Here is a 23,708-nt window from a genome sequence, read left to right on the forward strand (position 1 = left end):
TCGGCAGCGCCCGCGCGGCAAGCGTCCGCTGCATGCAACAGCGCGGCGCGACTACGCCGCCGCGGGACCTTCCCCCTGAAAAACCCGATTACAATTCAGTGAAAATTCAGGAAAGCCGGCAGCGCGGACCGGCCCCTGCCGCCCGGGATGACGAGACAAAATGAATGACGCCATAAGGATTTTTGTCGGCTGCGACCCCAACGACTGCGACCTGGAGCAGATGATGGTGCTGGACTACAGCGCCCGCAAACATGCTTCGCGGCCGGTCGAGATCACCTGGATGCGCCTGTCGCGCGATCCTGCCAGCCCGTGGTACTGCGACCCGGCGCGCGGCCTGGGCTGGCGCACCGAAAAATGGGCCACGCCATTCTCCGCCCTGCGCTGGGCGGTACCGGCCGCGGCCGGTTTCCAGGGCCGCGCCTTCTATATGGATGCGGACATGCTGGTGCTGTGCGACCTGGCAGAGATCTGGGACATGCCGCTGGCCGAGGGAGCGATCGTCGCAGCCCGCCGCGAAGGCGATGGAGAGGGCTGGCGTTCATGCATGGCATTATGGGACTGCGAGCGCGCCCGCGCCCATCTGCCGCCACTCGACGCGCTGCGCGCGATGCGTCGCGCCAACCACGACATGACGCACTATTTCGCCAGCCGGCCGCACCTGGTCCAGTACCTCGACCCACGCTACAACAGCATCGACGGCGACGGCCTGGCGCGCGACGATATCCGCATCCTGCATTACTCGGACATGGGCACGCAGTTCTCGCACCGTTACGCCATGCCGCGCCTGCGCGCGGAAGGTCGCCGCCACTGGTTCGACGGCGAAGTGGTGGCGCATGCGCGCACCGATCTGACCGAGCTGTTCGACCGCTACTACCAGGAAGCGTTGGCCGCCGGCCATCGGCTCGACGACTACCGTAGCGCGTCCCCTTTTGGCGACTTGATCAAGGCCTCGCAGAAGCACTACACCGGCAACCGGCCGCGGCCGCCGCGCCGCTCCTGGTGGCAGCGGCTCTGGGCAAACGTGCAGAGCGGATGAACCGGTCCCCGCGCATCATGCCGTTGTCCCCCGACCGCCTGGTCTCGTACTTCTGGAGCGGCGATGCCCTGCGCAGCCGCGGCGTCAGCGACGTGGTGCGCAGCGCCACGCTCACCCTGCCCGCGCCGCCCGACCGCCTGCTGGCGGACTGGGCGCGCGACATCGCATCGCGCCTGGAACTCGGCCCCGGCGACGTCGAACAGATGGCGCTGGCGCGCACCATCGCGCGCTGGCCCGGTTACACCGCCTGCGTGCAGGCCATGCGCGACTGGACCGGCGCGCTAGGCCTGGGCGACGCGCTGGCCGAAAGCGATATCGCCTTGATGGCCTGCCGCGGCGCGCGCTACCACCACGACGGCGACCAGTATGGCGGCGCGGCCTTCTGCAATCTGTTCCTGAGCGAGGACAAGGGACTGGACCTGCTGTTCGCCAACAGCGGCCAGCGCATCGCGCTGACGCGCGGCACCGCGGTGCTGTTCGACACCTGCCAGCCTCATGGCGTGGTGCCGCGGGGTTCCAGCATGTTCGACGAGGCCGACTTCCCGGAGAGCCGCGACTTGTCGCAGGTGTTCCTGACGTGGGAGTTGCCCATCGAGGATCCCGGCGTGGCCGGCGCGCTGGGCATCGCTTTCGATATCGATTCCGCGGGCGCCGCGCGGCTGGACGATGAGCAGGTGCGGCGTGGCCGCGCGCGCCAGCAGGTGCGGCCAGACCTCGGCCGCTGGATCGACGCCGGCTGACGCCGCCGCCGCGCCGGGTCCGGCCGGCAGGTCCGCGCAAGCGGATATGCCGGCCGCCGGCCGTGGCAAGCGCCCCTTACCAGTAGACGTCCTGGTTGTAGTACTTGTGCACGTCGCGCGCCCAGGTCTCGTCGGCCATGCTCGGCCAGTTGTCCTTGTCGAAGCCCGGCGCGTCCTTGAGGGTTTCCTTGTCGACATTGAGCACGAAGCACTTGCGGTCGGTGTCCAGCGTCAGCGCCGCCCACGGAATGGCGAACAGTTTTTCCCCCATCCCCAGCACGCCGCCGCGCGCCAGCACCGCATAGGCCACGCGCCCGCGCGGCACATCGAGCATGATCGCCTTGATGTCGCCCAGGCTTTCGCCGGCGGCGTTATAGACGTCATTTCCTTCCAGGGTACTGGCGGCCATCACTTCGGGGCCGGGCCCCAGCGCCTTGGACTTCGGACCACCGACGATATTCGATTGCTGTTCCATCGCGTTTCTCCCGCGGGCGTACCCGCTGCATATCTTGGAATCGAGGATTGCGCCGCGTCAGCGGCGGCGCGCTTCCGACATCAGGCAGGCGCCAGCCAGCGCGCCCACCAGCACGGCGCCGGCGATGCTCTTCCAGGCGTTCTCGTGCACATAGCCATCGGTCGCGGCCGAGACTTCCCGGGCGCGCCGCCATGCATGCTTCTCCCATCCGCGCGCCTCGGCGCGCGCGGCGTCGAGTTGCTGCTTAAGACGATCGCGCGCCGCTTCGATCTCCGTGCCGCCGTAGCTGGCAGTGCTGCGCAGCAGGCTTTCGGTTCCCGCAATCAGGTCGCGCAACGTCCCGTTGCCGTTGTGTGTAGCCATGACACCTCCTTGAAAAAAAGTCCGCGCCAACCTCACCGCGAGCCCGGACCCCGGTCCTACAGCAAGTGGCGTGCCGCCGGGCCAGCCGGCACGGCGGCACGCCGCCGGCCAGGTCAGCTCGCCCACCATTGCTTGATGGTGGCGCGCAGCGCGGCCGTGCCCGCCGCCCCGGTTTCCTTGCGCAAGGCCGTCATGTAGGCGCCGAATTGCTTCATCGACACATGCGGCGGCAACGGCGGCATTTCCGGATCGGTCACCACTTCCAGCACCGCCGGGCGCCCCGCCGCCAGGGCGCGATCCCACGCCGGCCCCACCTCGTCGGGCGACGTAACCCGGATGCCTTCCAGGCCCAGCATGCGGCCGTAGTCGGCGTAGGAAAACTCCGGCAGCCACTGCGACGCGGCAAAGCGCGGATCGCCACCCATGACGCGCTGCTCCCACGTCACCAGGTTCAGGTCGCCGTTGTTGAGCACCAGCACCACGAGCGTCGGGTCGCTCCAGTCCTTCCAGCGGTGGGCGATGGTGATGAGTTCGTTGATGCCGAGCATCTGCATCGCGCCATCGCCCACCAGCGCGATCACCGGACGCCCGGGATAGGCGAGCTTGGCGGCCACCGCGTAGGGCACGCCGCAGCCCATGCTTGCCAGGCCGCCCGAGACCGACGCCATCATGCCTTCGTCCAACTGGACGTCGCGCGCATACCAGTTGGCGGCCGAGCCCGAGTCGCAGGTGATGATGCTATGCGGCGGCAGTCGACTGGACAGCTCCAGGAACGGGCGTTGCGGATTGACGGGCTTGGCTTCGACCATGGCACGCGCCGTGACGGTCTCGCGCCAGCGGCGCACGCTTTTCTCTATGCGCTCGCGCCAGGAATTCGACGATTTGGGCTCCAGCCGCGGCAACAAGGCTTCGAGCGTCAGCCGGGCATCGCCCACCAGCCCCACCTCGACGGGATAGCGCAGGCTCAGTTGGCGGCCGTCCACGTCGATCTGCACGGCGCGGGCCTGGCCCTCCTTGGGCAGGAATTCGGCATAGGGGAAGGAAGTGCCCACCATCAGCAAGGCGTCGCATTCGTTCATCATTTCCCAGCTCGGCTGGGTGCCCAGCAGACCGATGGCGCCCGTCACGTACGGCAGCGCGTCCGGCAACACCGCCTTGCCCAGCAGCGCCTTGGCCACGCCCGCCCCCAGGCGCTCGGCCACCGCGCGCACCTCGGCGCCGGCGGACAAGGCGCCGGCCCCCACCAGCATCGCCACCCGCTCGCCGCGGTTGAGCAGGTCGGCCGCATTGGCCAGGGCGGCCTCGGGCGGCACCGCCGCATGCGACGTGATGCCGATGCCGGTGTGCACGGTGCCATGCTCGCGCGGCGGCACGGGCACGGCCTCCAGGTCCTGCACATCGTTCGGGAAGATCAGGCAGACGACGCTGCGCCGCTCCAACGCAATACGCATGGCGCGGTCGACCATGTGCCGCGCCTGCAGGGGCGAGGTCACCATGTGCACGAACTCGTGCGCCACGTCCTTGAACAGGTTCACGAGGTCGACCTCCTGCTGGTAGTCGCCGCCCAGGGCGCTGCGCGCCTGCTGGCCGACGATGGCCACCACGGGCTGATGGTCCATCCTGGCGTCGTACAGGCCATTGAGCAGGTGGATGGCGCCCGGGCCGGACGTCGCCATGCAGACGCCGACCTGCCCGGTGAACTTGGCATGGGCGCAGGCCATGAAAGCGGCGCCCTCTTCGTGCCGGGTCTGCACGAATTCCAGTGTGTCGTTGCGGCCGAAGGCGCCGATCAGCCCGTTGATGCCGTCGCCGGGATAACCAAACACGCGTTGCACGCCCCACTGGCCGAGGCGGTCCAGCACGAAGTCGGATACGGTTTGCACGTCGTTGCTCCTTCTGTCTGCGTAGGCGGATCACTCCTCGCGCAATTGGCGTGCCCGGGACGAACACCCGGTGGCGCCGGCGCGCCGTGAGCGGCCTTTACAACGGGCGGCAACAACGACACGGGCGCCTTGCGGCGCCCGGAAAACGGAAACGATGGGAATTGCGCGGGTCGCGTCAGCGCGCCCGCACGGCGGCGGGCGCGCCAGCCGCCAGACCGACTCATTCAGCCGCGCAGCGCCGCCTCGATGCCGGCGACGTCGATCTTGCCCATCTGCATCATGGCCTCGAAGGCGCGCTTGGCGGCGGCGCGATCGGGCGACACCAGCGCCTCGGTCAGCACCCGCGGCGTGATCTGCCACGACAGGCCCCATTTGTCCTGGCACCAGCCGCAGACGTTCTCCGCGCCGCCGTTGCCGACGATCGCGTTCCACAGGCGGTCGGTCTCGGCCTGGTCGTCGGTGGCGATCTGGAACGAGAAGGCGTGGTTGTGGGGGGTGCCGGGGCCGCCGTTCAGGCCGAGACAGGGAATGCCGGCGACGGTGAACTCCACCGTCAGGACATCGCCTTCCTTGCCCGACGGATAATCGCCGGGCGCGTGCATGACGCGGCCCACCGCGCTGTCGGGAAAGGTCTGGGCATAGAAACGCGCCGCCTCCAGCGCGTCGCGGTCGTACCAGAGGCAAACCGTATTCTTGCTGACCATCTTCGCTCTCCTGAGATGAAAAACGGAAACACGCGAACGCGCCGCAAGGCCCGGTGGACGCGCGCCAGGGATGCTGCCGGTCGAGCATAGCGCCGGCAACGGTCCGCGTGCGTTACCAAGCGTAGAAGCATGCCGGTCAATGCCCCGACTTTCCTCGCCCGCCGCAGTGCGCGCCGAAGGTGACAGATCACGGCCGTCCTGCGCATAATCCGTCGATCCCTGTCCTGGAGTCTCCGGCATGCCCTTGCCCACGCCGCCGCAGGCGCATCTCGCCGCGCACCGCCTTCGCCTTGTGTTCTGCTGCATTGCCGCACTGCTGTGGCTGGCTTGCGCTCCCGCCGCCCAGGCCTTCGACCGCCAGGCGCAGACGCAGCGCTACCAGCAATGGCTGGACCAATTCGAGCGCAACCTGCGCCAGCTGGCCGCCGTGCCAGATGCCACCGATGCCGACGTCGAGCGCATCTTCGCCGATACCGTGGTGCCGTCATCGCGCGCGGTGGGGTTCGTGCGCGAACTGGCGGCGCGGCCCGCCGGCTCGGTCTCCGGCGAAATCGTGTTCCAGGGTCCCGCGCGCCTGCTGGTCGGCGTATTGCGCCAGTCGGTGGTGGCGGGCGATGGCGGCCCCTACACCGACACGCCGCCGGGCAAGGCCCCGCTGACACTGCGCGCGTGGTATCTGCACGTGGACGGCGGCGGCGAACTGGAACGTCTTTTCAACGACCCCGAGGCCTACAAGCCCTACCGCCTGCCGGCCGACGGCACGCTGGAACGCGGCGTCTACCCCTTCCTGGTGTTCGAGGACGGCCCGCGCCTGCGGCTGGGCGCCATGACGCGCGAATACTGGAACGTGGTGCGCTTTTTGGACGACCTGCAACATGGCTGACGCAACCCTGCCCCGTCCCCGGCCGGGCCGACTGGGCGCCTTGTTGCTGGCGCTTGCCCCTGCCCTGGCCTGGTCCGCCTGCCCGCCTCTGGACACGCCCTTCGGCGCCGATCCGCCCGGCGCCGCGTTGCGCCCCCAGCCACTGGCGCTGTCGCTGGACGGCCCGCGCGTGCTGCTCGGCCTGCATGGGGAACGGGTGCCGGCCGACACCCGGCTGATCGCGGTCCCCGAGGATGGCGACCTGGCCCCGCGCATCTGGCCCGACGCGGTGGACTGGAGCGTCTACGCCAGCCGCGCCGGCGAACCGGGCGCGACCGTGTTGCAGCGCGACGCCGAGGGCCGGCTGTGCCGTATCGACCGCTACCGGCTGCAGCGCGGGCGCCAGATCGAAGATGGCGGCTACCGGCTGGCCTATGATGCCGAGGGCCGGCTGGCGGGCTATGCGGAGTATGCGTCGGCACGAGACCGTGGCGGCGCATTGCAGCAAGCCTGCGTCAGGCGCGATGCCAAGGGGCGGGTCACGGCCGTCTTCCAGGCTGGCTGCAGCGCTACGCCCGAGCGGCCGGTCTACTACGTGCGCGACGACGCCGGCGCCCTGCTGCGCACCATCGACCAGCGCGCCGGTCCGCTCGGCACGCTGGTGCACCGCCTGAACCCGGACGGCACGACGCGCTCGGTCTATCGGTCGCGCCCCGACCCGGACCAGGACGGCGCCCTGATCGCCTATCCGGTTCCACCCGCCCAGGAAGACCGGATCCTGCCGGTGGCGCCCGGCACTTCCCCGGTCATCACCACCGAGATTCCCGATGAACCCTGGCGGCTGGTACGGGTGCCGGCCGACACGGTCGAAGGCGACGGCCTGCCGTCCTGGGACCCGAAGGTGCAGACGGTATTGCTCAAGGGACTCAGCAACGCGCGGGGCCAGGTGGTCCTGGACGCCGGGCAGATCGCGCCGTTCCACCAGGCCTTGCGCGAGACCCCGGGGCGGGTATTCCTGTATGTGCACGAGATGACCCGCTTCCTGCCCGTGACGGCGCTGGATGCGCAGGCCTGGAAGCGCTGCATCGATCCGGCCCGGCGCGACGCCGGCGCCTGCGATTGAGCCCGCGGGCCGCCGCGCTCACGGCACGGCCTGGGTCTCCACCGTCACATGCGACAAGCCCGCGATATGCGCCAGCTTGCCCTTGTAGAAAGCGCTGTCGCGCGGATGCGCCGTGACCAGCGACACGATCGCCGCGAAGTGGCCGGGCCCGACCTGCCATACGTGCAGGTCGGCGATCTGGCCATCGCCGGCGTCCAGCGCCCGCTCGATGTCGTGGCGCAGCCGGGCGCTTTGCGGCGTGGCGTCGAGCAGCACGGTGCCCGAGTCGCGGATCAGGCCCCATGACCAACGCGCGATGACCAGCGCGCCGACCACGCCCATCGCCGCGTCCGCCCATAGCCAGCCATAGCTGCGGCCCGCCAGCAGCGCCACGATGGCCAGCACCGAAGTCAGCGCGTCGGCCAGCACGTGGATGTAGGCGGACCGCAGGTTGTTGTCGCGGACCTGCGGATGGCCATGGCCCGCGGCGGGCGCGTGGTCATGGTCATGGTCGTGACGGTGATCGTGATCGTGATCGTGGCGGTGCGCGCGGCCGTGGTGGTGGTCGTGCCCCGCGTGGCCGTGCGCATGCCCGCCATGGCCATGCGCGTGGCCATGGTCATCCTTCAGCAGCCAGGCCGACACCAGGTTGACCAGCAGGCCGACGACCGCGATGGCGATGGCCTGGTCGAAGCGGATGGGCACCGGGTCGATCAGGCGCACCAGGCTTTCCCAGCCGATGATCAGGGCGATCAGCGCCAGTACGACCGCGCTGGCGAATCCCGCCAGTTCGCCCAGCTTGCCGGTGCCGAAGGTGAAGCGCGGGTTGCGGGCCTGGCGGCGCGCGTAGCCGTAGGCGAGCGCGGTGATGAGCATGGCGCCGGCGTGCGTGGACATGTGCCAGCCGTCGGCCACCAGCGCCATTGACCCGTAGACGTTGCCGGCAATGATCTCGACGGCCATCATGCTGGCGGTCAAGGCGATGACCCACCAAACCCGGCGCTCGTTGCTCCGGTGGTCTTGGCCCAGGAAGACGTGGTCATGGGACGGGGAAGTATTCATGGGATTGTTCCTGCTGCTCGCGGGGCCTGTGACCGGCGGCCCCTGCCGGCGGACCGCTATTTCATGTAGGCCCGGATAACGTCCATCATTTCCCGCGCCGCCTCGACCCGCTCGGCCTGCGACGGCGCGTGCACCACGTGCTCGTCCAGATGGCCCTGCATCACCTCGGCGGTCAGGCCGCTGAGCGCGCCGCGCGCGGATGCCAGCTGGCGCAGCACCTCGCCGCAAGCCGCCTCGGCCTCCAGCGCCCGTTCCAGCCCTTCGAGCTGGCCGCGGATGCGCCGCACGCGGGCGATGAGTTTGTCCTTCTGGCGGATGGTGTGGGCCATGGTCGTGGGAAAGGAATATATAGTGTAGGGGACTATATTATAAAGACCGCGACAAAGGGAGGATATCCCTGCCGCCGTCCCAAAAAAGCGGACGAAGGCTGGCCGTCCGGGCATCAGCGCTGGCGCCTGCCTCAAGCGCGGCATGCGTGGCCGCCGGACATGGAATGGGCCGTCTATCCGATTCAGGCCGAGATGATCGGATTCGGGTAGAAACAACAATAAAAATCATTATCATCCATGTATCCACGGCATCCGATCCCGGATTGCGGCCCGCGCCGCCGCTCCAGGCACTTCCGAGATCCGCCTACTCATCCCTCCGGAGAAGCTTCCCCGTGCCATCGCGCCGTACCTGGGCCTTGCTGGCCAGTCTCTACAGTACCCAGTTCCTGGGGCTGATGTTCTTCGTCATCGCCATGGTGGCCATCCTGCGCGAAGGCGGGGCCAGCCTGGACACCATCGGCCTGGTCTACCTGATGGGCATGGCCTGGCCGCTGAAGGCGCTGTACGCGCCCTGGATCGACCGCCACGCGACTGGCCTGCGCGGCCATTACCGCGGCTGGCTGCTGGCGACCCAGGCCGGGCTGGTGCTGTGCCTGGCCCTGATCGGCCTGCTCGACCTGCGCGCCGACTTCACGACGATCTACCTGCTGTGCTGGGCGACCGCGCTGTTCTCGGGCGCGCAGGACGTGGCGCTCGACGGCCTGGCCTGCCGCGTGCTGACCCGCCCCGCTGATCGCGGTTTCGGCAACGGTCTGCAGATCGCCGGCGGCCTGATCGGCAACCTGGTGGGCGGCGGCATGATGTTGATGCTCTATCCGCGGTTGGGCTGGCGCGGCTGCTGCCTGTTGCTGGCGGCGCTCACAGCAGTGTCATGGCTGCAGCTGCTGGGCTACCGTGAACCGCAATGGCCGCGCAACGCCGGCCCCGCCAGCCACGCGCGCCTGCTGGCCTTCTGGCGAGGGCCGCAACGCAAGCACTGGCTGTTGGTGCTGTTGCTCTATCCCGCCTCCGCATCGCTCGGCTACGCAGTCATCATGCCATCGCTGCTCGATACCGGATGGTCGCTCGCCGACATCGGCCTGGTGCTCAACGTCGTGGGCGCCACCGCCGGCCTGCTCGTGGCGCTGGCCTACGGCCGCCTGTTGAAGCGCTGGTCGCGGCGTGGCGCCACGCTCGCGGCGGCGCTGTTGCAGGCCGTGGGCATTGGCGGCCTGGCGCTGCCCGCCATGGCCTGGGGCTCGCACACCGCCGCGGGCGTGGCGGTGGTGCTGTACTACATGCTGTACACGCCGGCCGCCACGGTGCTGTGCACGCTTATCATGGATCAGTCGTCGCCGCACAGTCCCGCCACCGACTACACGCTGCAAATGAGCGTGAGTCACTTCTTCGCGATGCTGCTGACCTCGGCCGGCACCATGCTGGCCGGCCGCATCGGCTACGGCGGCGTGGTCGGCGCGGCGGTCGTGCTGGCGGTATGCGGCCTATTGGCCGCCGCGCGCTGGGTTCCCCGGGAGGCAACATGAACAAGTCCTGGGAAATCATGCGGCCGGTGCGCGGCCGGATCCGCCTGGCCATGGGGCTGGCCGTGGCCGGCGTGCTGTGCAGCCTGTCGAGCCTGGCCTGCCTGGCGCTGGCCATGCGTGAGTTGCTGCTGTCCCCGGACACCTATCCCTGGCCCGCGTTCCTGGGCGCGCTGGCCTGCACCCTGCTGGCCTGCTTCCTGCGGCTGCAGGCCTTCAACCAGTCGCACTACGCCGCCTTCCGCCTGGAAGTGATCCTGCGCAACGACCTGGTGCGGCACCTGGCGCGGCTTTCCTTCGGCGAATTGCAGGCGCTGGGCAGCGGCCCGCTGGCCAAGGTGGTGCAGAACGACGTGCAGGCGCTGCACGTTTTCGTGGCCGACAGCACGCCGCTGTTCGCCCGCGCCTACGCCATGCCGCTATTCAGCGCGGCGCTGCTGTTCGCGCTGGACTGGCGCATGGCACTGGCCGCCGTGGGCGTGCTGGCGGTAGGCGTGGCGGTCCTGTCGCTGGCGATGCGCGGCCGCGGAGCCATGACGCGGCGCTACCACCAGGCGCGCGAACAGGTCAGCGCCGCGGTGATCGAATACGTGCAGGCCATGCCCGTGGTGCGCACCTTCGATACCGGCCAGAGCACCTTCGGACGCTACCACCGCGCCCTGGAGCGCTACCTGGCGATGCTGACCGACTGGTATCGCGGCGCCAGCTTCAGTTCCCGCTTCGCGATTGCCGCGCTCGGGCCGCTGCCGACCCTTGCGGTGCTGCTGTGGCTGGGCGCCTGGTGGACGGCGCAGGGCCAGCTCGGCTTTCCAATCTGGCTGGCCTTGCTGCTGTTCGGCATGGGCATGGCCGAAGCCATGTTCCCGATGATGTCGCTGGCGCACATGATCGACCAGGCCAAGCTGAGCGTGGCGCGCATCCAGCAGGTGCTGGCGATCGCGCCGCTGGCGCCGGCCCGCGCGCCGCGGCGGCGGCCGGCCGACGCCAGCGTGTGCTTCGAGGATGTGCGCTTCGGCTATGGTGGCCATACCGCGCTGGACAACCTGAGTTTCACCGCGCATGCCGGCCAGGTGACGGCGCTGGTCGGCCGTTCAGGCGCCGGCAAGAGCACCGTGGCGCGGTTGATCGCCCGCTTCTGGGACATCGATGCCGGGCGCCTGCTGGTGGGCGTCGACGTGCGCGACCTGGAACGCGAGACCCTGTTCGAGCATGTCGCCTTCGTGTTCCAGGACAACTTCCTGTTCTCCGGCAGCGTGGCCGAGAACATCGCCATGGGCCGCCCCGATGCCCGCCCCGCCGAGATCGAGGCCGCCGCCCGGGCGGCGCAGGCGCACGACTTCATCCTCGCGCTGCCCGACGGCTACGCCACCGTGCTGCGCGAAGACGGCAAGGACCTGTCCGGCGGCCAGCGCCAGCGCCTGACGATCGCCCGCGCCGTGCTGATGGACCGCCCGATCCTGGTGCTGGACGAAGCCACCGCCGCCACCGATCCCGAAAACGAACGCGCGGTCGGCGCCGCGCTGGCCGCGCTGATGCGCGGCCGCACCGTCATCATGGTCGCGCACCGGCTCGCCAGCATCCGCCACGCCGACCAGATCCTGGTGCTGGACCGTGGCCGGCTAGCCGAATCCGGCACGCACGACACCCTGCTCGCGGCGGGCGGCCTCTATGCCCAGCTCTGGAACAACCATCAACGCGCCCGCCGCTGGACCTTGGGCGAGCAACCCTCATGACGACACCTCCCGCTCCCTGGCGCGACACCTATCGCCGCCTTCTCCGCAGCGCAGGCAGCCAGGCCGGCCGCCTGCGCGCCAGCCTGTGCCTGTTGCTGGCCGCCGCCGTGTGCCAGGGCCTGTCGCTGGCCTGCATCGTGCCCCTGTTCGTCCACGTGACCCGCGGCGATCCCTGGCGCGCCGCGCTGGCCTGGCTGGCGGGCTTCACCTTGCTGGCAGCCGCCGCCATCATCCTGCGCTGGCGCGCGCAGGGCTTCGACTATCGCGGCCACATGGCGCGCGCCACGCACGAGCTGCGCGTGCTGCTGGGCGAGCAACTGCGGCGCATGCCGCTGGAGGCGCTGCAGGCCCACCGCACCGGCGGCATCGCCGCCAAGCTGCTGGGCGGCGTCGACGAGCAGATGAACTACGCGCTGACGGTGATCAACCTGATCCTGGGCGCCGCGGTTACGCCGGCCACGACCGCGCTGGCGCTGCTGGCCTGGGACTGGCGACTGGGCATGGCGCTGATGCTGGTGTTTCCCGTGATCGTGCCGCTCTACCGCTGGCGCCGGCCGGCGCTGGATCGCGGGCATGCGGCCACGGGCCGCGCCAATGAAGCCTTGAACGCGGAACTGCTCGAGTACATGCAAGGACTGCCCGTGTGCCTGGCGACGGGCCGAGCCGGCGCCGCCAATGAACGCCTGCGCGCCGGCTTCGAGCAGGTGGAACGATTGCAGCGCGAGCATCACCGGCGCGGCGCCAAGCCGTCGTTGATGGTGGCCGCCATCGTCGAATCCGGGATGCTGGCAATCCTGGGCTGCGGCATGCTGTGGGTCACCCAGGGGAGCCTGGCTCCCGCGGCTCTCGGCGCGGTACTGGTGCTGGTGGCGCGCTTTGCCGAGCCGCTGGCGACCTTCGTGAACTTCACCACGATCCTGGCGCTGATCGAGGCCGCCCTGGCCCGCATCGAAGACGTACGGGCGGTGGCGCCGCTGCCGCAATGGCCGTCAGAGGGAGGCCCTGGCGGACCGGCGCGCATCCGTATCAACGGTCTCGAATTCCGCTACGCCGGCGGCAGTGCGCCAGCCCTGCGCGATATCGACCTGGATCTGCCGGCGCGCGGCCTGACCGCGCTGGTGGGCCCTTCGGGCTCCGGTAAGACCACGCTGACGCGCCTGCTGATGCGGCACGCCGATCCGCAACGCGGCGCGGTCCGCATCGGCGGCGTGGACATCCGCAGCCTGCCAGCCGCCGACCTGAACCGCCTGATCTCGACCGTGTTCCAGGATGTGCACCTGTTCGACGACGCCGTGCTCGGCAACATCGGCATGGCAAGGCCCGATGCCAGCGAAGCTGACATCCACGCCGCCGCCCGCGCGGCCCATTGCCTGGACTTCATCGAGCGCCTGCCGCAAGGCTGGCAGACCCGCCTGGGCGAGGCTGGCGGCAAGCTGTCGGGCGGCGAACGCCAGCGCCTGTCGATCGCGCGCGCCATCCTCAAGAACGCGCCGATCGTGATCCTGGACGAGCCCACCGCCGCGCTCGACACCGAGAGCGAACTGGCGGTGCAGGCGGCCATCGATACCCTGGTCGCGGACCGCAGCGTCATCGTGATCGCCCACCGCCTGTCTACCATCGTCGCGGCGGATCGCATCCTGGTGTTCGAGGACGGTCGCATCACACAGCGCGGCACGCACGCGCAACTGCTGGCTGTCCCGGGCCGCTATCGCCAGATGTGGCTGGCGCAACAGGGCTGAGGCACACCTCGCCCGCCGCGCGCGGCCACCTGTCCATGAAACCGCGGCGTTCGACACACAGCGCCGCTCAAGGTGGAAGCCCTCACCGCAGGCGCCCCGCCACGGGGATCGGCGTGCCAGCCACGCAGGCGACGATCAACCCGCCTTCACCGCCATCCACGATGTGACCGCCAGTGAAGTCCGAAAAGGCCGGCAGGACCGTGAGGCCCGTACGCAGCCAGAACGCCGGCCAACTGCGCGGCACTCCCGGCACCGACGTCTTCGGATGCATGTGCCCCGCGATGACGTGCTGACCGTTCGCTCCCGCCCGCGGGATGTGACTGAACAGGAAGGGACCATCCACGCAGGCATCACCGAGCTGTCGCACTTCCAGGACTCCGCCGTCCAGCGCGCGGTCGTGATTGCCCGCCAGCACGGCGACGTCCAGCCCGGCATGCTGGCGCCGCCATTCCAGCCACGCGTCGCGCCAGGCCGCCTGCGCGGCGGGTCCGTGCAACAGGTCGCCCACGATCCACAGCTCGCGGGCGGCCGTGCGCGCAACCAGGGCGGCCAGCCGGTCCAGATCGCCGCGCGTGGCGCCACTGGGCACCGCGATGCCCGCGCGCCGGAAGACATGGCTTTTCCCCAGGTGCAGGTCGGCAATGATCAAGCGCCCCCGGGCGGGCCGGAACATCGCCCGCGCCCCCGACAGCACCATGGCCTCGCCCGCCAACACGATGTCCAGCTCGTCGTCAGGCGATGCGTTCATAGCGCTTCTCCAGTTGCGCCGCGGCGCGCCTGACGCGCGCTTGCCAGGTCTCGGTGCTCAATTGCCCGCGCATGCTCTCCGTCCAGAGCGGAAACGACAGCGGCGTCAGCGCCCGCGGTTCGCGCAACAGCAGCTCGCGCCGCTGGCAGTCGTGCAACGCCGCCAGCAGGCGCGGCGCTTCCAGCTGCAGCTCGAACACTTCGCGCTCCGCTTGGGCCAGCAGCAGATGGTCCGGGTCGTAGCGACGCAGGACGTCGTACAGCAGGCCGCTCGATGCCTGCACCTGGCGCAGCGAACGCGCCGCCTGGCCGGGGAGCGACGGCGTCAGCAGGCCCGCCACGCGCGCGATCTCGCGAAACTGCCGGCGCGCCATTTCGCCCAGGTTCACGCCGTCGCGCAGGTCATCGGCCATGTTGTCGGGGCTGAGCAGCTGGCGCAGCAGGGCGTCGTCCAGCGCGGCCGGCTCGGCCAGCGTCAGCATCAGCCCGTAGTCGTTGACCGTATAGGAGATCGTGTTGGCCTGCCGTCGGCCCCAGCGCAGCGCGATCATTGCCGCGATGCCTTCATGCACGGCGCGGCCGGCGAACGGGAACAGGAACAGATGCATGCCGCGGCGCGAACCGATCCGCTCGGCCACCAGCCGGCCGCGATCCGGCAGCGCGCTGGCCTGCGCCTGGATCCGCAGCAGCGGTTCGACCGCGCGCATCTCCGGATGCGGACCGGGATGCGAATACAGGCTTTCCACCTCGCTGGCCAGTTGCGTCGACAGGGGCATGCGCCCGCCCTGCCAGGTCGCGACCGGGCCATCGCCGCCCTTGGCGCGCCGCACGTAGGCGACCATGCCCTCCAGCCGCACCAGTTCCAGCGTGCGCCCGGCGAACTGGAACCGGTCGCCACGCCGCAGGCGGGCCAGGAAACCTTCTTCCACCGATCCCAGGCTGGCCCCGCGCAAATACCTCACGGCCACCGCGCCGTCGGCGGTGATGGTGCCGATGGACAGCCGATGGCGGAACGCGACGCGCCGGTCGCGCACACGGTAGCGTCCATCGTCATCGCGCACGACGCGTTGGTAATCCGGATACTTCGCCAGCGCGCGGCCGCCCTGCACGATGAAGTCCAGCACGGCCCGCCACGTCGCGGCGTCGAGCGCGGCGTAGGCGTGGGTGCCGCGGACTTCCCGGTACAGCTCGTCCGCCTCGAAGCCACCACCCAGCGCCAGCGTGACGGCATGCTGGGCCAGCACGTCCAGGCTGCCGACTGGCGGCGGCCTGGACTCGATCTCGCCGCGCGCGATCGCCTGGCGGGCGGCGGCATACTCGATCAGCTCGAGCGCCTGTGCCGGCACGCAGACCACGTTGCCCGATTCCCCCGGGCGGTGGCGGGCGCGTCCGGCGCGTTGCAGGAGGCGCGCCACACCCTTGGGGCTGCCGATCTGCAAGACCTGGTCCACGGCCGGAAAATCCACGCCCAGGTCCAGGCTGGATGTGGCCACCACGCAGCGCACCGTGCCGTCGCGCAAGCCCTGTTCCACGGCGGCGCGCAGCTTCGGGGCCAGCGATCCATGATGCAGCGCCAGTGTGGCGGGAGCCTCGGGCCAGATGGATTCCAGGGCGCGATGCCACAGCTCGGCCTGGGCGCGGGTATTGGTGAACAGGAGCGTCGCGCGCACGTCGAAGAGGCGCTTGAACACCCGCTCCAGCTGCGACAGGCCCAGGTGCCCGGCCCATGGCAGGGCGCGGCTGCGCTCGGGCAGCAGCGTCGATATCTGCATCCGCCGCGGCCGCGCGCCCGCCACCAGGGCGCTGCCCGGCGCGTGCGGCAGCAACACGGCGCGGGCCTCGTCCAGGTTGCCGAGCGTGGCGGACAGGCCCCAGGTCCGCACGCCGGGCGACAGGCGCCGCAGGCGCGCCAGGCACAGCTGCAGCAGCACGCCGCGCTTGTTGCCCAGCAATTCGTGCCATTCGTCCACCACGATGCAGCGCAGGGCGCGAAAGCGCGACGACGCGTCGGCGTAGGAAAGCAGCAGGGCCAGGGATTCGGGCGTGATCACCAGCGCCTGCGCCTTGCCCTGCCGCGCCAGGCGCTTGTCGCGGGCGCTGGCATCGCCCGTGCGCAGCGCCACCGTCCACGCCAGGCCCATGTCGGCCGCCGTCTGCGTCAGCGCGCGGGTGGTGTCGGCGGCGAGCGCCCGCAACGGCGTGACCCACAGCACCAGCGGCCCTTCACCCGGGGCCATGGGCGCGTCACCGGCCAGGGCCTCCAGCAGCGGGCCGCCAAATGCCGCCAGGGTCTTGCCGCTACCCGTGGGCGTGTGCAGCAGGCCCGATTCGCCATCCAGATAGCGCCGCCACGTCTCGCGCTGAAACGGGGCGGGCTTCCAGCCGCGCGCCGCGAACCATGCCGCCAGCGGCGCATCCCGGCCACGGCGCATGGCGCTCATCGCGCCAGCGCCTTCAACGTGTCGAGCCGGTCGGCCTGGTCGGCGCGCTTGTCATGCCGCCAGCGCAGGATGCGCGGAAAACGCACCGCCACGCCCGACTTGTGGCGCTTGGACAGGTTGACGCCCTCGAAACCCAGCTCGAACACCTGTACCGGATCAACCGAGCGCACCGGGCCGAAACGCTCGCGCGTGTGGGCGCGCAGCCAACGGTCCAGTTCCAGGATCTCCTTGTCGTCCAGGCCCGAATAGGCCTTGGCGATGGGCACCAGCGCATCGCCATCCCACAGGCCGAAGGTGTAGTCGGTGTAGAGCGTGCTGCGGCGGCCGTGGCCGGACTGCGCATACAGCAGCACCGCGTCGATGGTGAGCGGATCGATCTTCCACTTCCACCAGTCGCCGCGCCGCCTGCCGCTCTGGTACGGCGCGGCGCCGCGCTTGAGCATGAAGCCCTCCACGCCGCGTTCGCGCGATTGCGCGCGCAGCAGGCGGGCCTCGTCCCAGCTTTCGGGCGCGACGATCGGCGACAGCCGCAGGCGCGGGTCCGGATGCCGGCGCAGCAACGCTTCCAGCCGGGCGCGCCGTTCGGTCTGCGGCAGCTCGCGCAGATCGGCGCCGTCCAGCTCCAGCAAATCGTAGGCCAGCAGGCGCACCGGCGCCTCGGCCAGCCACTTGGGCCCGGGCTTGAGACGCTGGATGCGGGTCTGCAAGGCGGAAAACGGCATGGGACCGGCTGTGTCGTCCTGCCAGGCCAGCAGCTCCCCGTCCATGACGCAGTCCACATCCAGCGCCGCGGCCGCGGCCTCGACCTCGGGAAACCGGCCGTCCAGGCGCTCCTCGCCGCGCGACCACAATGCCACCTCGCCACGCCGCCGTATCAATTGCGCGCGGATGCCGTCCCACTTCCATTCGAGCAGCCAGTCGCCGATCGGCCCCAGCAGCGCCGGATCGCCCTCCAGCGGCGAAGCCAGAAAGAAGGGGTAAGGCTGCTGGCGGTCGCCGGGCAATTCCTCGGCGCTCAGCAAGTCACGCAGGAAGGCGGGGCTGGGCGACCACGCGCCCAGCATGCGCTGGGCGATGCGCGCGATGGGCACGCCCGACATCTCCGCCAGCGCCTGCTGCACCATCCGCTGCGACACGCCGACGCGCAGGGCGCCGGTCAGCAGTTTGTTGAAGACCAGGCGTTCCGCATACGGCAGGCCCATCCATGCGGCCACGATGACCTCGCGGCGCTCGCCCTCGTCGCGATTGGCCACGGGCAACAGGATCTCTTCGATCCAATCGGCCAGGCCGCGCTCGGGCGCGGCGGTGGCGGGGTCGGGAACCAGCAGCGCCAGCGTCTCGGCCAGGTCGCCGACCTGGTCATAGCAGGCATCCACCAGCCAGGGCGCGGTGTCGGACGCGCTCGCGACCCAGGCACGCAGTTCGCCGACCGCCGCGATCTTCCTGCGCGCGCTGGTGATCTTGCCGCCGGCCAGCAGATACAACGCCCATGCCGCGTCGCGGGGCGGCGCATCACGGAAGTACGCCACCAGCGCCGCGCGCTTGTCCAAGGTGGCGGTACTGCGGTCCAGTTCCTGATACAACGCCGCGAATCGCTTCATGCCTGCGTCCGTTCTCCTGCCGATCCAAAAAAAGCGCCTGTCCCGCGGCCTGCCAGCACGGCCGGCCAGCACGGAAGGGCGCGGCTCCTAGTCGTCTTCGCCGTACTGCGTGGCCAGCGTCTCGGCGGCGATGCCTGATTCGTTCAAGGTGCGCACCAGCGCGTCGGTGTCGCCGTGCGTGGCGATGACGCGCCGCGCACCGGTCTGGCGGACGGTGCGCAGCAGATCGGGCCAGTCCGCATGGTCCGACACGACGAAACCACGGTCCATGTTGCGCCGGCGCCGGTTGCCGCGCAGCCGCATCCAGCCGGAGGCAAAACCATGTTGGGCCTTGCGGAAACGCCGCAGCCACGCACTGCCGGCGGCCGAGGGCGGCGCCAGGACCAGCTCGCCAGCAAATCCCGTGCCCGCGGCCGCTGGCGCCCCTTCCGCGTCGATGACCAGGCGCGTATCGGCCATTGCCACGCCCGCGCCGCGATAGACGTCCACGCCCGCGGCGATCGCGCCATGCAGGTAGACGGGGCGGTCGATGAAAGGCATCAGCTCGGCCAGCACGCGCTGCGCCTTGCCCAGCGCATAGCAGTAGAGAATGGCGGCCTCGCCGCGCGCCGCGCAGTGGTCGCGCCACTGCACGATGTCGCGCGCCACGTCGGCGGCGCTGGGCCAGCGGTATATCGGCAGGCCGAAGGTCGCTTCCGTGATGAAGGTGTCGCAAGGCACCACCTCGAACGGCGTACAGGTGGGGTCCGGCTGGCGCTTGTAGTCGCCCGACACGACCCACACCTGGCCATCGACTTCGACGCGCACCTGCGCGGATCCCAGCACGTGGCCCGCGGGGTGCAGCGAGACGCGCGCGCGGCCCAGCGTGAAGGGCTCGCCGTACGCATGGACGCGATAGTCCTGGTCCCCCAGCCGCCACCGCAGGATCGGCAGGCCCTCGACGCTGGTGTGATAGCGGTCCATGCCTGCGCGGGCATGGTCGCCATGGCCGTGCGTGAGGACCGCGACATCCACGGGGCGCCAGGGATCGATGTAGAACCCGCCCGCGGCGCAATACAAGCCTTCCGGACGCAATTGGACGATGTCGGCCATGACTGTCTCCCGATCTGGCGGGCGCGGCTCGCGCGGGGTGCGCGAGCCGCGGCGCTGCATCTGTCGGTTATACCGCGAACGCGGCGCCGCCGACGCTACATCCTGTACTGCACCGTCAGCAGGTAATTGCGCGGCGCGCCGTAGTAATTGTGGTCGTAGCTGATGGAGCTGTAGTACTTCTTGTCGGTCAGGTTGCCCAGGTTCAACGCGAACGACAGACGTTCGTCCACGCGGTAGCCCAGGCGCGCGTCCAGCACGGTGTAGCCACCCTGCTCGCGGCCGTAATAGCCGAAGCCTGACGATTTGCTCTGGGTGGTCAGGCCGGCGCCCACCGAATAGCGGCTCCATTCCCCCGGCAGGCGATAGTTGGCCCACAGGCGCGCCAAATGGCGCGGGATCCCCGTGTTGGCCGAGATGTCGTAACCCACCGCCGGCACATCGGCGCTCCGGTGACGCGTCTGCGTATAGGTGTATGAGGCGGACAGCTGCAATCCAGGCAGCACCTCGCCATTGATCTCGGCCTCGAAACCCTGGCTGCGCACCTGCGCCGTGGGGCGGTAGCAGGTGCCGCCGCACTGGGCGTTGGCCACGGCCTGCGGGACGTCGGTATCCTCGAAGGCGACGTTCTTCTGCTCGGTGCGGAACAACGCAAGACCCACATCGACCCGGCCGTCCAGCAACTCACCCTTCAGGCCCAGCTCATAGTTGCGGCCTGTCACCGGCGCAAGGAATTCTCCGGAAACGCCGCGTTGGCTCTGCGGGCGGAAGATGTCGGCGTAGTTGGCATACGCCGACCATTGGTCGTCGAGCGTGACCACGGCCCCCACGAAGGGGGTGAACTCCGCGGACTCCTCGGCCGTGGTCTCGCTGTAGCCCCAGACCCCATTGGAAATGTAGGTCTGCTTGTACCAGGAGTAGCGGCCGCCCAGCACCAGCAGCAGCGGATCGGCCAGTTGGTAGCGCGCGCTGGCGTACAAGCCCTTTTTGTCGGAACGATAGCCATCGTCCATGCGGTTGGCCGCGATGATTTCGTCGCTGTTCAGGGCGGGCGCGGTGAATCGTTGATACGGGCTGCGGTTCAGGGTTTCGACGTTGCGCAGCCAACCCCAGGTGTCGTTGCTGCGCAGGTGCGAAAAGTTGGCCCCCACCGTGAGGCCGAGCTTGCGGCCGAACAGCGTGGTATCCCCCGTCAGATAGGTGTCGCCGCCCAGGTTCCTGGACTCCATGTCGAACGCATAGGCGTCGCCACGGTAGGTATTGGGCGGTCCCAACCGTCCCGTGCGCAGCAGGTACTTGATGTCGTTGGCCTCTTGCACGCGCACCAGGGCGGCCTTGAATTTCCAGCCATTGGCGAAACGGTGGGTCAGGTCGGCGAACCAGGTGTCCTGCGTTTTCGAGGCATGGTTCCACGGCGCGCTCAGGTTGGTGGAACGCGCATAGTCGGGCATGGACCCGTCGGCATAGTTGGGCAGGCCCGACCAGTCGATCACGCCATAGGGCTTCTCGCGGCTGTAGCCGATGCCGACGGTGGTGGCGGCGCCCAGGTCGATGTCCAGCGCGCCGTAGAAGGTGCGGTCATGGGAGTTGATATAGTCGCGGAACGAACCGGCGGTGTCGTAGTTCACCACCACGCGGCCGCGCACGCTCTTGCTGTCATTGAGCGCGCCGCCCAGGTCGGCCTGCGCGCCGTACTGGTCCCACGAGCCGGCCTTGCCGGTGAAGACGAACTGGCGCTGCGGCGTCGGCCGCTTGCGGACCATGTTCACCGAGCCCGACGGGTCGCCGGCTCCTTCGAAAAGCCCTTGCGGACCGCGCATGATTTCCACGCGGTCATAGAGAGCCGCATCGGAATTGAAGGCCGAACCGCGCGCGTAGAGCTGCCGTTCCAGCGGCACGCCGTCGAACTGGTAGCTCTGGATGAAGAATCCGCGCGAATAAAACTGCCCGCCCGGCTCGTTCGCCACCATCGACACGCCTGGCGCGTGATTGAGCGCGTCGCGGATATCGGTAATGTTCTGGTCGTCCATGCGCTGGCGGGTAATCACCGAGACCGCCTGCGGGATCTCGCGCAATGATTGGTCGCCCTTGGCGATCGTCACCACGTTCGAAGCGTACGAACCGGTGCCTTCGGTGGTGGCGATGCCCAGACCCGGCACGGTGACCGGCGCCAGGGTTGCAACCTCGGCGCTGGTAGCCGCGCGCAGCCGGTATTGGCCCTGGGCATCCCTGACCGCTTCCACGCCGGTTCCCGACAGCGCCGCCATGAGCGCGGCCTGTGAATCGTAGGTGCCCTGCACCCCGGGGCTGTGGCGCCCTTGCACCAGGCCGGGCGGGCTGGCAAGCAGCACGCCGGATTCGGCCGCATAGCGCGCCAGTACGGCATCGAGCGGGCCGGCCGGGATGTCGTAGCGGCGCGCCGCGCCGTCCGTCACCGCGCCGGCCTCCTGGGCGGCGGCGACCGGCAATCCACCCGCCATCGCCACCAGCGCCCCGGCGCAGGCCAGTTGTGCCAGGCTGCGCGCGAGCGGCGCGCGGCGGGCCGCATCGGGGCGGCGCGCCGGCTCGGTGAAGTGACGGGGCCGGAGGGTTCGGATGGACATGCGGGCTTCCTCAAATGGGCAATTGGGGGATGGTCCGAAGACCTTTCACCCGCTTCATCGAACGAGCCACCCAAAACAGGAACCGCTTTTGCAAAAAAAATGCGCCACCGCCGCCACGCCCTGCCGGCGCCCCGTCAACGGGGGGTGACGCGGGTCCACCACGGCAGGGGATGGCTGACGCGGATGGGCATGACCGAAGCCAGCATGGCCAGTACCCGTTCGGGTTCGGTCATCGGGTAGCTGCCGAACACCGGCAGATCCGCCACCTCCGGCGACACGCTGAGCAGGCCGGCGCGATAGCGTCCGAGTTCGCGCAAGACCTCGCCCAGGGGCGCATTGCGGGCAATGTACAAGCCCCGCGTCGAGCCTTCGCTGGCCGGGTCCACCGGCTCGATCGGCGACAGTCCCGTCGCCGTCAGGCGCGCCTGCCAACCGGCGGGGATGACCACGCCGGCGCCATCGGCCCCATGCGCCTGGACGGCGCCGTCGTAGACCGCGATACGCGTGATGCCGGCGTCCAGCCTGACGGTGAAGCGCGTGCCGAGCGCGCGCAGCCGGCCTTGCGGCGTATCCACCACGAACGGCCGTTGCTGCCCGCCGGCCGTGCTGACCAGGATTTCGCCCGCGACCAGCCGCAGGCGCCTCAGCGCCGGGCCGAAGTCCGTGTCGAAGGCGCTTGCCGTTCCCAGCCAGACCCGTGTGCCATCGGCCAGCAAGACCTCCCGGACTTCGCCGGTGGCAGTGCGATGGTCGGCCATGCGGGCCAGGACCAGGCCGGCCAGCGGCGAGTAGCGCCAGGCCACCCCGCTCGTCAGGCCGGCGCCGGCCCCCAGCGCCAGACCGAGGACAACACGGCGCCGGGTTGCATTGGCGGTGGCGGCACGATAGGCGCCGACCGCGCCATGGGGATCGGGCGCCGTCTGGATGGGCCGGAACAATTGGCCGACGCGCTCGACCTGGGCCCAGGCCGCGCGATGCGCCTCGGCGCTATCACACCAGCGCCGCCACGCCTCGCGGTCGGTGGCGGTGGCCTCTTCCGATTGCAGCAGCGCGAACCACTGCGCGGCCTGCTCCAGGACCGCGTGCTCCCCGTGCCCCCGTTGCGGCGGCATGCCCATCGTCGTCAAAGCGTCTTCAGGCAATGCAGCATGGCCTGCGCGATGTACTTGCGCACCATGCGGGTGCTGACGCCCAGCTCCGCCGCCACTTCCGTTTCGCTCATGCCGCAACCGGAGGCCATGACGAAGGCGTGAGCCGCCTTCACGGGCAGGCTGCGCAACAGGCGGTCGATCTCTTGCAGCGCCTCCAGCACGATCGCCTGATGTTCGGCCGACGGCGCCAGCGCCTCGGGCTGGGCGGTGAGCGTGTCGAGCCAGGCCTGTTCGATACGCCGGCGGCGCCACAGGTCGACACACAGGCCGCCGGCCATGGTGCGCAGGTAGACGCGCGCTTCAGGCAGGCTGCCGAAGCGGCGCGGCGTGGTCAGGAGCCGCACGAACGCGTCCTGCGCCAGGTCGGCCGCGTCGGCGGCATTGCCGAGCCGACGGCGCAGCCAGGCCTGGAGCCAGGAATGATGGTCGCCGTAAAGGGTTTCCACGCTGGGCGGGATCGCGTAGTCGGAGGTATCCAAGGCAGGAGGCCGCCAGCCTGGCAACGGCATGACGGCGGCAATAGAACTT

At 69.8% G+C, this 23,708-nt stretch carries 20 protein-coding genes; 7 read left to right on the top strand and 13 right to left on the bottom strand.

The features are described from left to right. The first annotated feature begins 160 nt into the window (after positions 1 to 160). Together DK459_RS04210 and DK459_RS04215 are read left to right on the top strand one after the other, a co-directional pair. Positions 161 to 1,036, top strand: coding sequence for a glycosyl transferase (locus DK459_RS04210; RefSeq protein WP_026384089.1), 876 nt, complete (start codon positions 161 to 163; stop codon positions 1,034 to 1,036). After that, positions 1,033 to 1,776 carry a hypothetical protein gene (locus DK459_RS04215; RefSeq protein WP_047991796.1) on the top strand — a complete coding sequence of 248 codons (744 nt, stop codon included), beginning with the start codon at positions 1,033 to 1,035 and terminating at the stop codon, positions 1,774 to 1,776. The genes DK459_RS04210 and DK459_RS04215 overlap by 4 nt, the downstream gene beginning before the upstream one ends. A gap of 76 nt (positions 1,777 to 1,852) precedes the next feature. Here DK459_RS04215 and DK459_RS04220 read toward each other — a convergent pair whose 3' ends face one another. The 4 genes from DK459_RS04220 to DK459_RS04235 form a co-directional block, all read right to left on the bottom strand. Then, positions 1,853 to 2,251 (bottom strand): PRC-barrel domain-containing protein, encoded by a 399-nt coding sequence (locus DK459_RS04220; RefSeq protein WP_006386033.1) that lies wholly within the window; start codon positions 2,249 to 2,251, stop codon positions 1,853 to 1,855. A 57-nt stretch (positions 2,252 to 2,308) separates the two neighbouring features. Further along, positions 2,309 to 2,614, bottom strand: a complete 306-nt coding sequence (locus DK459_RS04225; RefSeq protein ID WP_006386032.1) for a YqjD family protein — start codon at positions 2,612 to 2,614, stop codon at positions 2,309 to 2,311. A 113-nt stretch (positions 2,615 to 2,727) separates the two neighbouring features. Then, entirely contained in the window at positions 2,728 to 4,497 is a 1,770-nt protein-coding gene (locus DK459_RS04230; RefSeq protein ID WP_054505222.1) for a thiamine pyrophosphate-requiring protein, read from the bottom strand. Positions 4,498 to 4,721: 224 nt separating this feature from the next. Continuing rightward, positions 4,722 to 5,201, bottom strand: a complete 480-nt coding sequence (locus DK459_RS04235; RefSeq protein WP_020926465.1) for a VOC family protein — start codon at positions 5,199 to 5,201, stop codon at positions 4,722 to 4,724. A gap of 238 nt (positions 5,202 to 5,439) precedes the next feature. Between DK459_RS04235 and DK459_RS04240 the strand changes: the two genes are divergently transcribed. Beyond that, complete coding sequence (locus tag DK459_RS04240; protein WP_110134479.1) at positions 5,440 to 6,084, top strand: hypothetical protein; 645 nt, start codon at positions 5,440 to 5,442, stop codon at positions 6,082 to 6,084. Then, complete coding sequence (locus DK459_RS04245; protein WP_232254266.1) at positions 6,077 to 7,186, top strand: hypothetical protein; 1,110 nt, start codon at positions 6,077 to 6,079, stop codon at positions 7,184 to 7,186. The genes DK459_RS04240 and DK459_RS04245 overlap by 8 nt, the downstream gene beginning before the upstream one ends. An 18-nt stretch (positions 7,187 to 7,204) precedes the next feature. On the opposite strand, the gene dmeF is transcribed toward DK459_RS04245, so the two are convergent. Together dmeF and DK459_RS04255 are read right to left on the bottom strand one after the other, a co-directional pair. Next, entirely contained in the window at positions 7,205 to 8,227 is a 1,023-nt protein-coding gene (dmeF, locus tag DK459_RS04250) for a CDF family Co(II)/Ni(II) efflux transporter DmeF (RefSeq protein WP_110134480.1), read from the bottom strand. Between the two features lie 56 nt (positions 8,228 to 8,283). Continuing rightward, entirely contained in the window at positions 8,284 to 8,556 is a 273-nt protein-coding gene (locus DK459_RS04255) for a metal/formaldehyde-sensitive transcriptional repressor (protein WP_110134481.1), read from the bottom strand. Between the two features lie 332 nt (positions 8,557 to 8,888). Here DK459_RS04255 and DK459_RS04260 point away from each other — a divergent pair, with 332 nt between their 5' ends. Genes DK459_RS04260 through DK459_RS04270 form a run of 3 tightly spaced genes read left to right on the top strand, consistent with a single transcriptional unit; the run spans position 8,889 to position 13,548 of the window. Next, on the top strand, positions 8,889 to 10,079 hold the full coding sequence (locus DK459_RS04260; protein WP_026384084.1) for an MFS transporter: 1,191 nt from the start codon (positions 8,889 to 8,891) through the stop codon (positions 10,077 to 10,079). Further along, positions 10,076 to 11,809 carry an ABC transporter ATP-binding protein gene (locus DK459_RS04265; protein ID WP_110134482.1) on the top strand — a complete coding sequence of 578 codons (1,734 nt, stop codon included), beginning with the start codon at positions 10,076 to 10,078 and terminating at the stop codon, positions 11,807 to 11,809. The genes DK459_RS04260 and DK459_RS04265 overlap by 4 nt, the downstream gene beginning before the upstream one ends. Then, positions 11,806 to 13,548 carry an ABC transporter ATP-binding protein gene (locus DK459_RS04270; protein ID WP_110134483.1) on the top strand — a complete coding sequence of 581 codons (1,743 nt, stop codon included), beginning with the start codon at positions 11,806 to 11,808 and terminating at the stop codon, positions 13,546 to 13,548. Before DK459_RS04265 ends, DK459_RS04270 begins: the two co-directional genes overlap by 4 nt. A gap of 82 nt (positions 13,549 to 13,630) precedes the next feature. Here DK459_RS04270 and pdeM read toward each other — a convergent pair whose 3' ends face one another. The 7 genes from pdeM to DK459_RS04305 form a co-directional block, all read right to left on the bottom strand. Further along, on the bottom strand, positions 13,631 to 14,296 hold the full coding sequence (pdeM, locus tag DK459_RS04275; RefSeq protein ID WP_110134484.1) for a ligase-associated DNA damage response endonuclease PdeM: 666 nt from the start codon (positions 14,294 to 14,296) through the stop codon (positions 13,631 to 13,633). Continuing rightward, positions 14,280 to 16,736 carry a ligase-associated DNA damage response DEXH box helicase gene (locus tag DK459_RS04280; protein ID WP_110134485.1) on the bottom strand — a complete coding sequence of 819 codons (2,457 nt, stop codon included), beginning with the start codon at positions 16,734 to 16,736 and terminating at the stop codon, positions 14,280 to 14,282. The genes pdeM and DK459_RS04280 overlap by 17 nt, the downstream gene beginning before the upstream one ends. Then, positions 16,733 to 18,337 (bottom strand): ATP-dependent DNA ligase, encoded by a 1,605-nt coding sequence (locus DK459_RS04285; protein ID WP_110134486.1) that lies wholly within the window; start codon positions 18,335 to 18,337, stop codon positions 16,733 to 16,735. The genes DK459_RS04280 and DK459_RS04285 overlap by 4 nt, the downstream gene beginning before the upstream one ends. A gap of 87 nt (positions 18,338 to 18,424) precedes the next feature. Next, positions 18,425 to 19,429 carry a ligase-associated DNA damage response exonuclease gene (locus DK459_RS04290; RefSeq protein ID WP_110134487.1) on the bottom strand — a complete coding sequence of 335 codons (1,005 nt, stop codon included), beginning with the start codon at positions 19,427 to 19,429 and terminating at the stop codon, positions 18,425 to 18,427. A 95-nt stretch (positions 19,430 to 19,524) separates the two neighbouring features. Next, positions 19,525 to 22,029 carry a TonB-dependent siderophore receptor gene (locus DK459_RS04295; RefSeq protein ID WP_020926454.1) on the bottom strand — a complete coding sequence of 835 codons (2,505 nt, stop codon included), beginning with the start codon at positions 22,027 to 22,029 and terminating at the stop codon, positions 19,525 to 19,527. A gap of 134 nt (positions 22,030 to 22,163) precedes the next feature. After that, complete coding sequence (locus DK459_RS04300; RefSeq protein WP_223203240.1) at positions 22,164 to 23,171, bottom strand: FecR domain-containing protein; 1,008 nt, start codon at positions 23,169 to 23,171, stop codon at positions 22,164 to 22,166. Next, complete coding sequence (locus DK459_RS04305; RefSeq protein ID WP_020926453.1) at positions 23,153 to 23,659, bottom strand: sigma-70 family RNA polymerase sigma factor; 507 nt, start codon at positions 23,657 to 23,659, stop codon at positions 23,153 to 23,155. The genes DK459_RS04300 and DK459_RS04305 overlap by 19 nt, the downstream gene beginning before the upstream one ends. Between the last annotated feature and the right edge of the window lie 49 nt (positions 23,660 to 23,708).

Source organism: Achromobacter sp. RW408, from assembly GCF_003184165.1.
Taxonomy (GTDB): domain Bacteria; phylum Pseudomonadota; class Gammaproteobacteria; order Burkholderiales; family Burkholderiaceae_B; genus Achromobacter; species Achromobacter xylosoxidans.

Bases quoted from the DNA above. Each gene is read 5' to 3' on its own strand.
- DK459_RS04245 (WP_232254266.1), top strand. From the start codon at position 6,077: ATGGCTGACGCAACCCTGCCCCGTCCCCGGCCGGGCCGACTGGGCGCC.
- DK459_RS04290 (WP_110134487.1), bottom strand. From the start codon at position 19,429: ATGGCCGACATCGTCCAATTGCGTCCGGAAGGCTTGTATTGCGCCGCG.
- DK459_RS04210 (WP_026384089.1), top strand. From the start codon at position 161: ATGAATGACGCCATAAGGATTTTTGTCGGCTGCGACCCCAACGACTGC.
- DK459_RS04270 (WP_110134483.1), top strand. From the start codon at position 11,806: ATGACGACACCTCCCGCTCCCTGGCGCGACACCTATCGCCGCCTTCTC.
- DK459_RS04215 (WP_047991796.1), top strand. From the start codon at position 1,033: ATGAACCGGTCCCCGCGCATCATGCCGTTGTCCCCCGACCGCCTGGTC.
- DK459_RS04280 (WP_110134485.1), bottom strand. From the start codon at position 16,736: ATGAGCGCCATGCGCCGTGGCCGGGATGCGCCGCTGGCGGCATGGTTC.
- DK459_RS04285 (WP_110134486.1), bottom strand. From the start codon at position 18,337: ATGAAGCGATTCGCGGCGTTGTATCAGGAACTGGACCGCAGTACCGCC.
- DK459_RS04265 (WP_110134482.1), top strand. From the start codon at position 10,076: ATGAACAAGTCCTGGGAAATCATGCGGCCGGTGCGCGGCCGGATCCGC.
- DK459_RS04240 (WP_110134479.1), top strand. From the start codon at position 5,440: ATGCCCTTGCCCACGCCGCCGCAGGCGCATCTCGCCGCGCACCGCCTT.
- pdeM (WP_110134484.1), bottom strand. From the start codon at position 14,296: ATGAACGCATCGCCTGACGACGAGCTGGACATCGTGTTGGCGGGCGAG.
- DK459_RS04225 (WP_006386032.1), bottom strand. From the start codon at position 2,614: ATGGCTACACACAACGGCAACGGGACGTTGCGCGACCTGATTGCGGGA.
- dmeF (WP_110134480.1), bottom strand. From the start codon at position 8,227: ATGAATACTTCCCCGTCCCATGACCACGTCTTCCTGGGCCAAGACCAC.
- DK459_RS04255 (WP_110134481.1), bottom strand. From the start codon at position 8,556: ATGGCCCACACCATCCGCCAGAAGGACAAACTCATCGCCCGCGTGCGG.
- DK459_RS04295 (WP_020926454.1), bottom strand. From the start codon at position 22,029: ATGTCCATCCGAACCCTCCGGCCCCGTCACTTCACCGAGCCGGCGCGC.
- DK459_RS04220 (WP_006386033.1), bottom strand. From the start codon at position 2,251: ATGGAACAGCAATCGAATATCGTCGGTGGTCCGAAGTCCAAGGCGCTG.
- DK459_RS04235 (WP_020926465.1), bottom strand. From the start codon at position 5,201: ATGGTCAGCAAGAATACGGTTTGCCTCTGGTACGACCGCGACGCGCTG.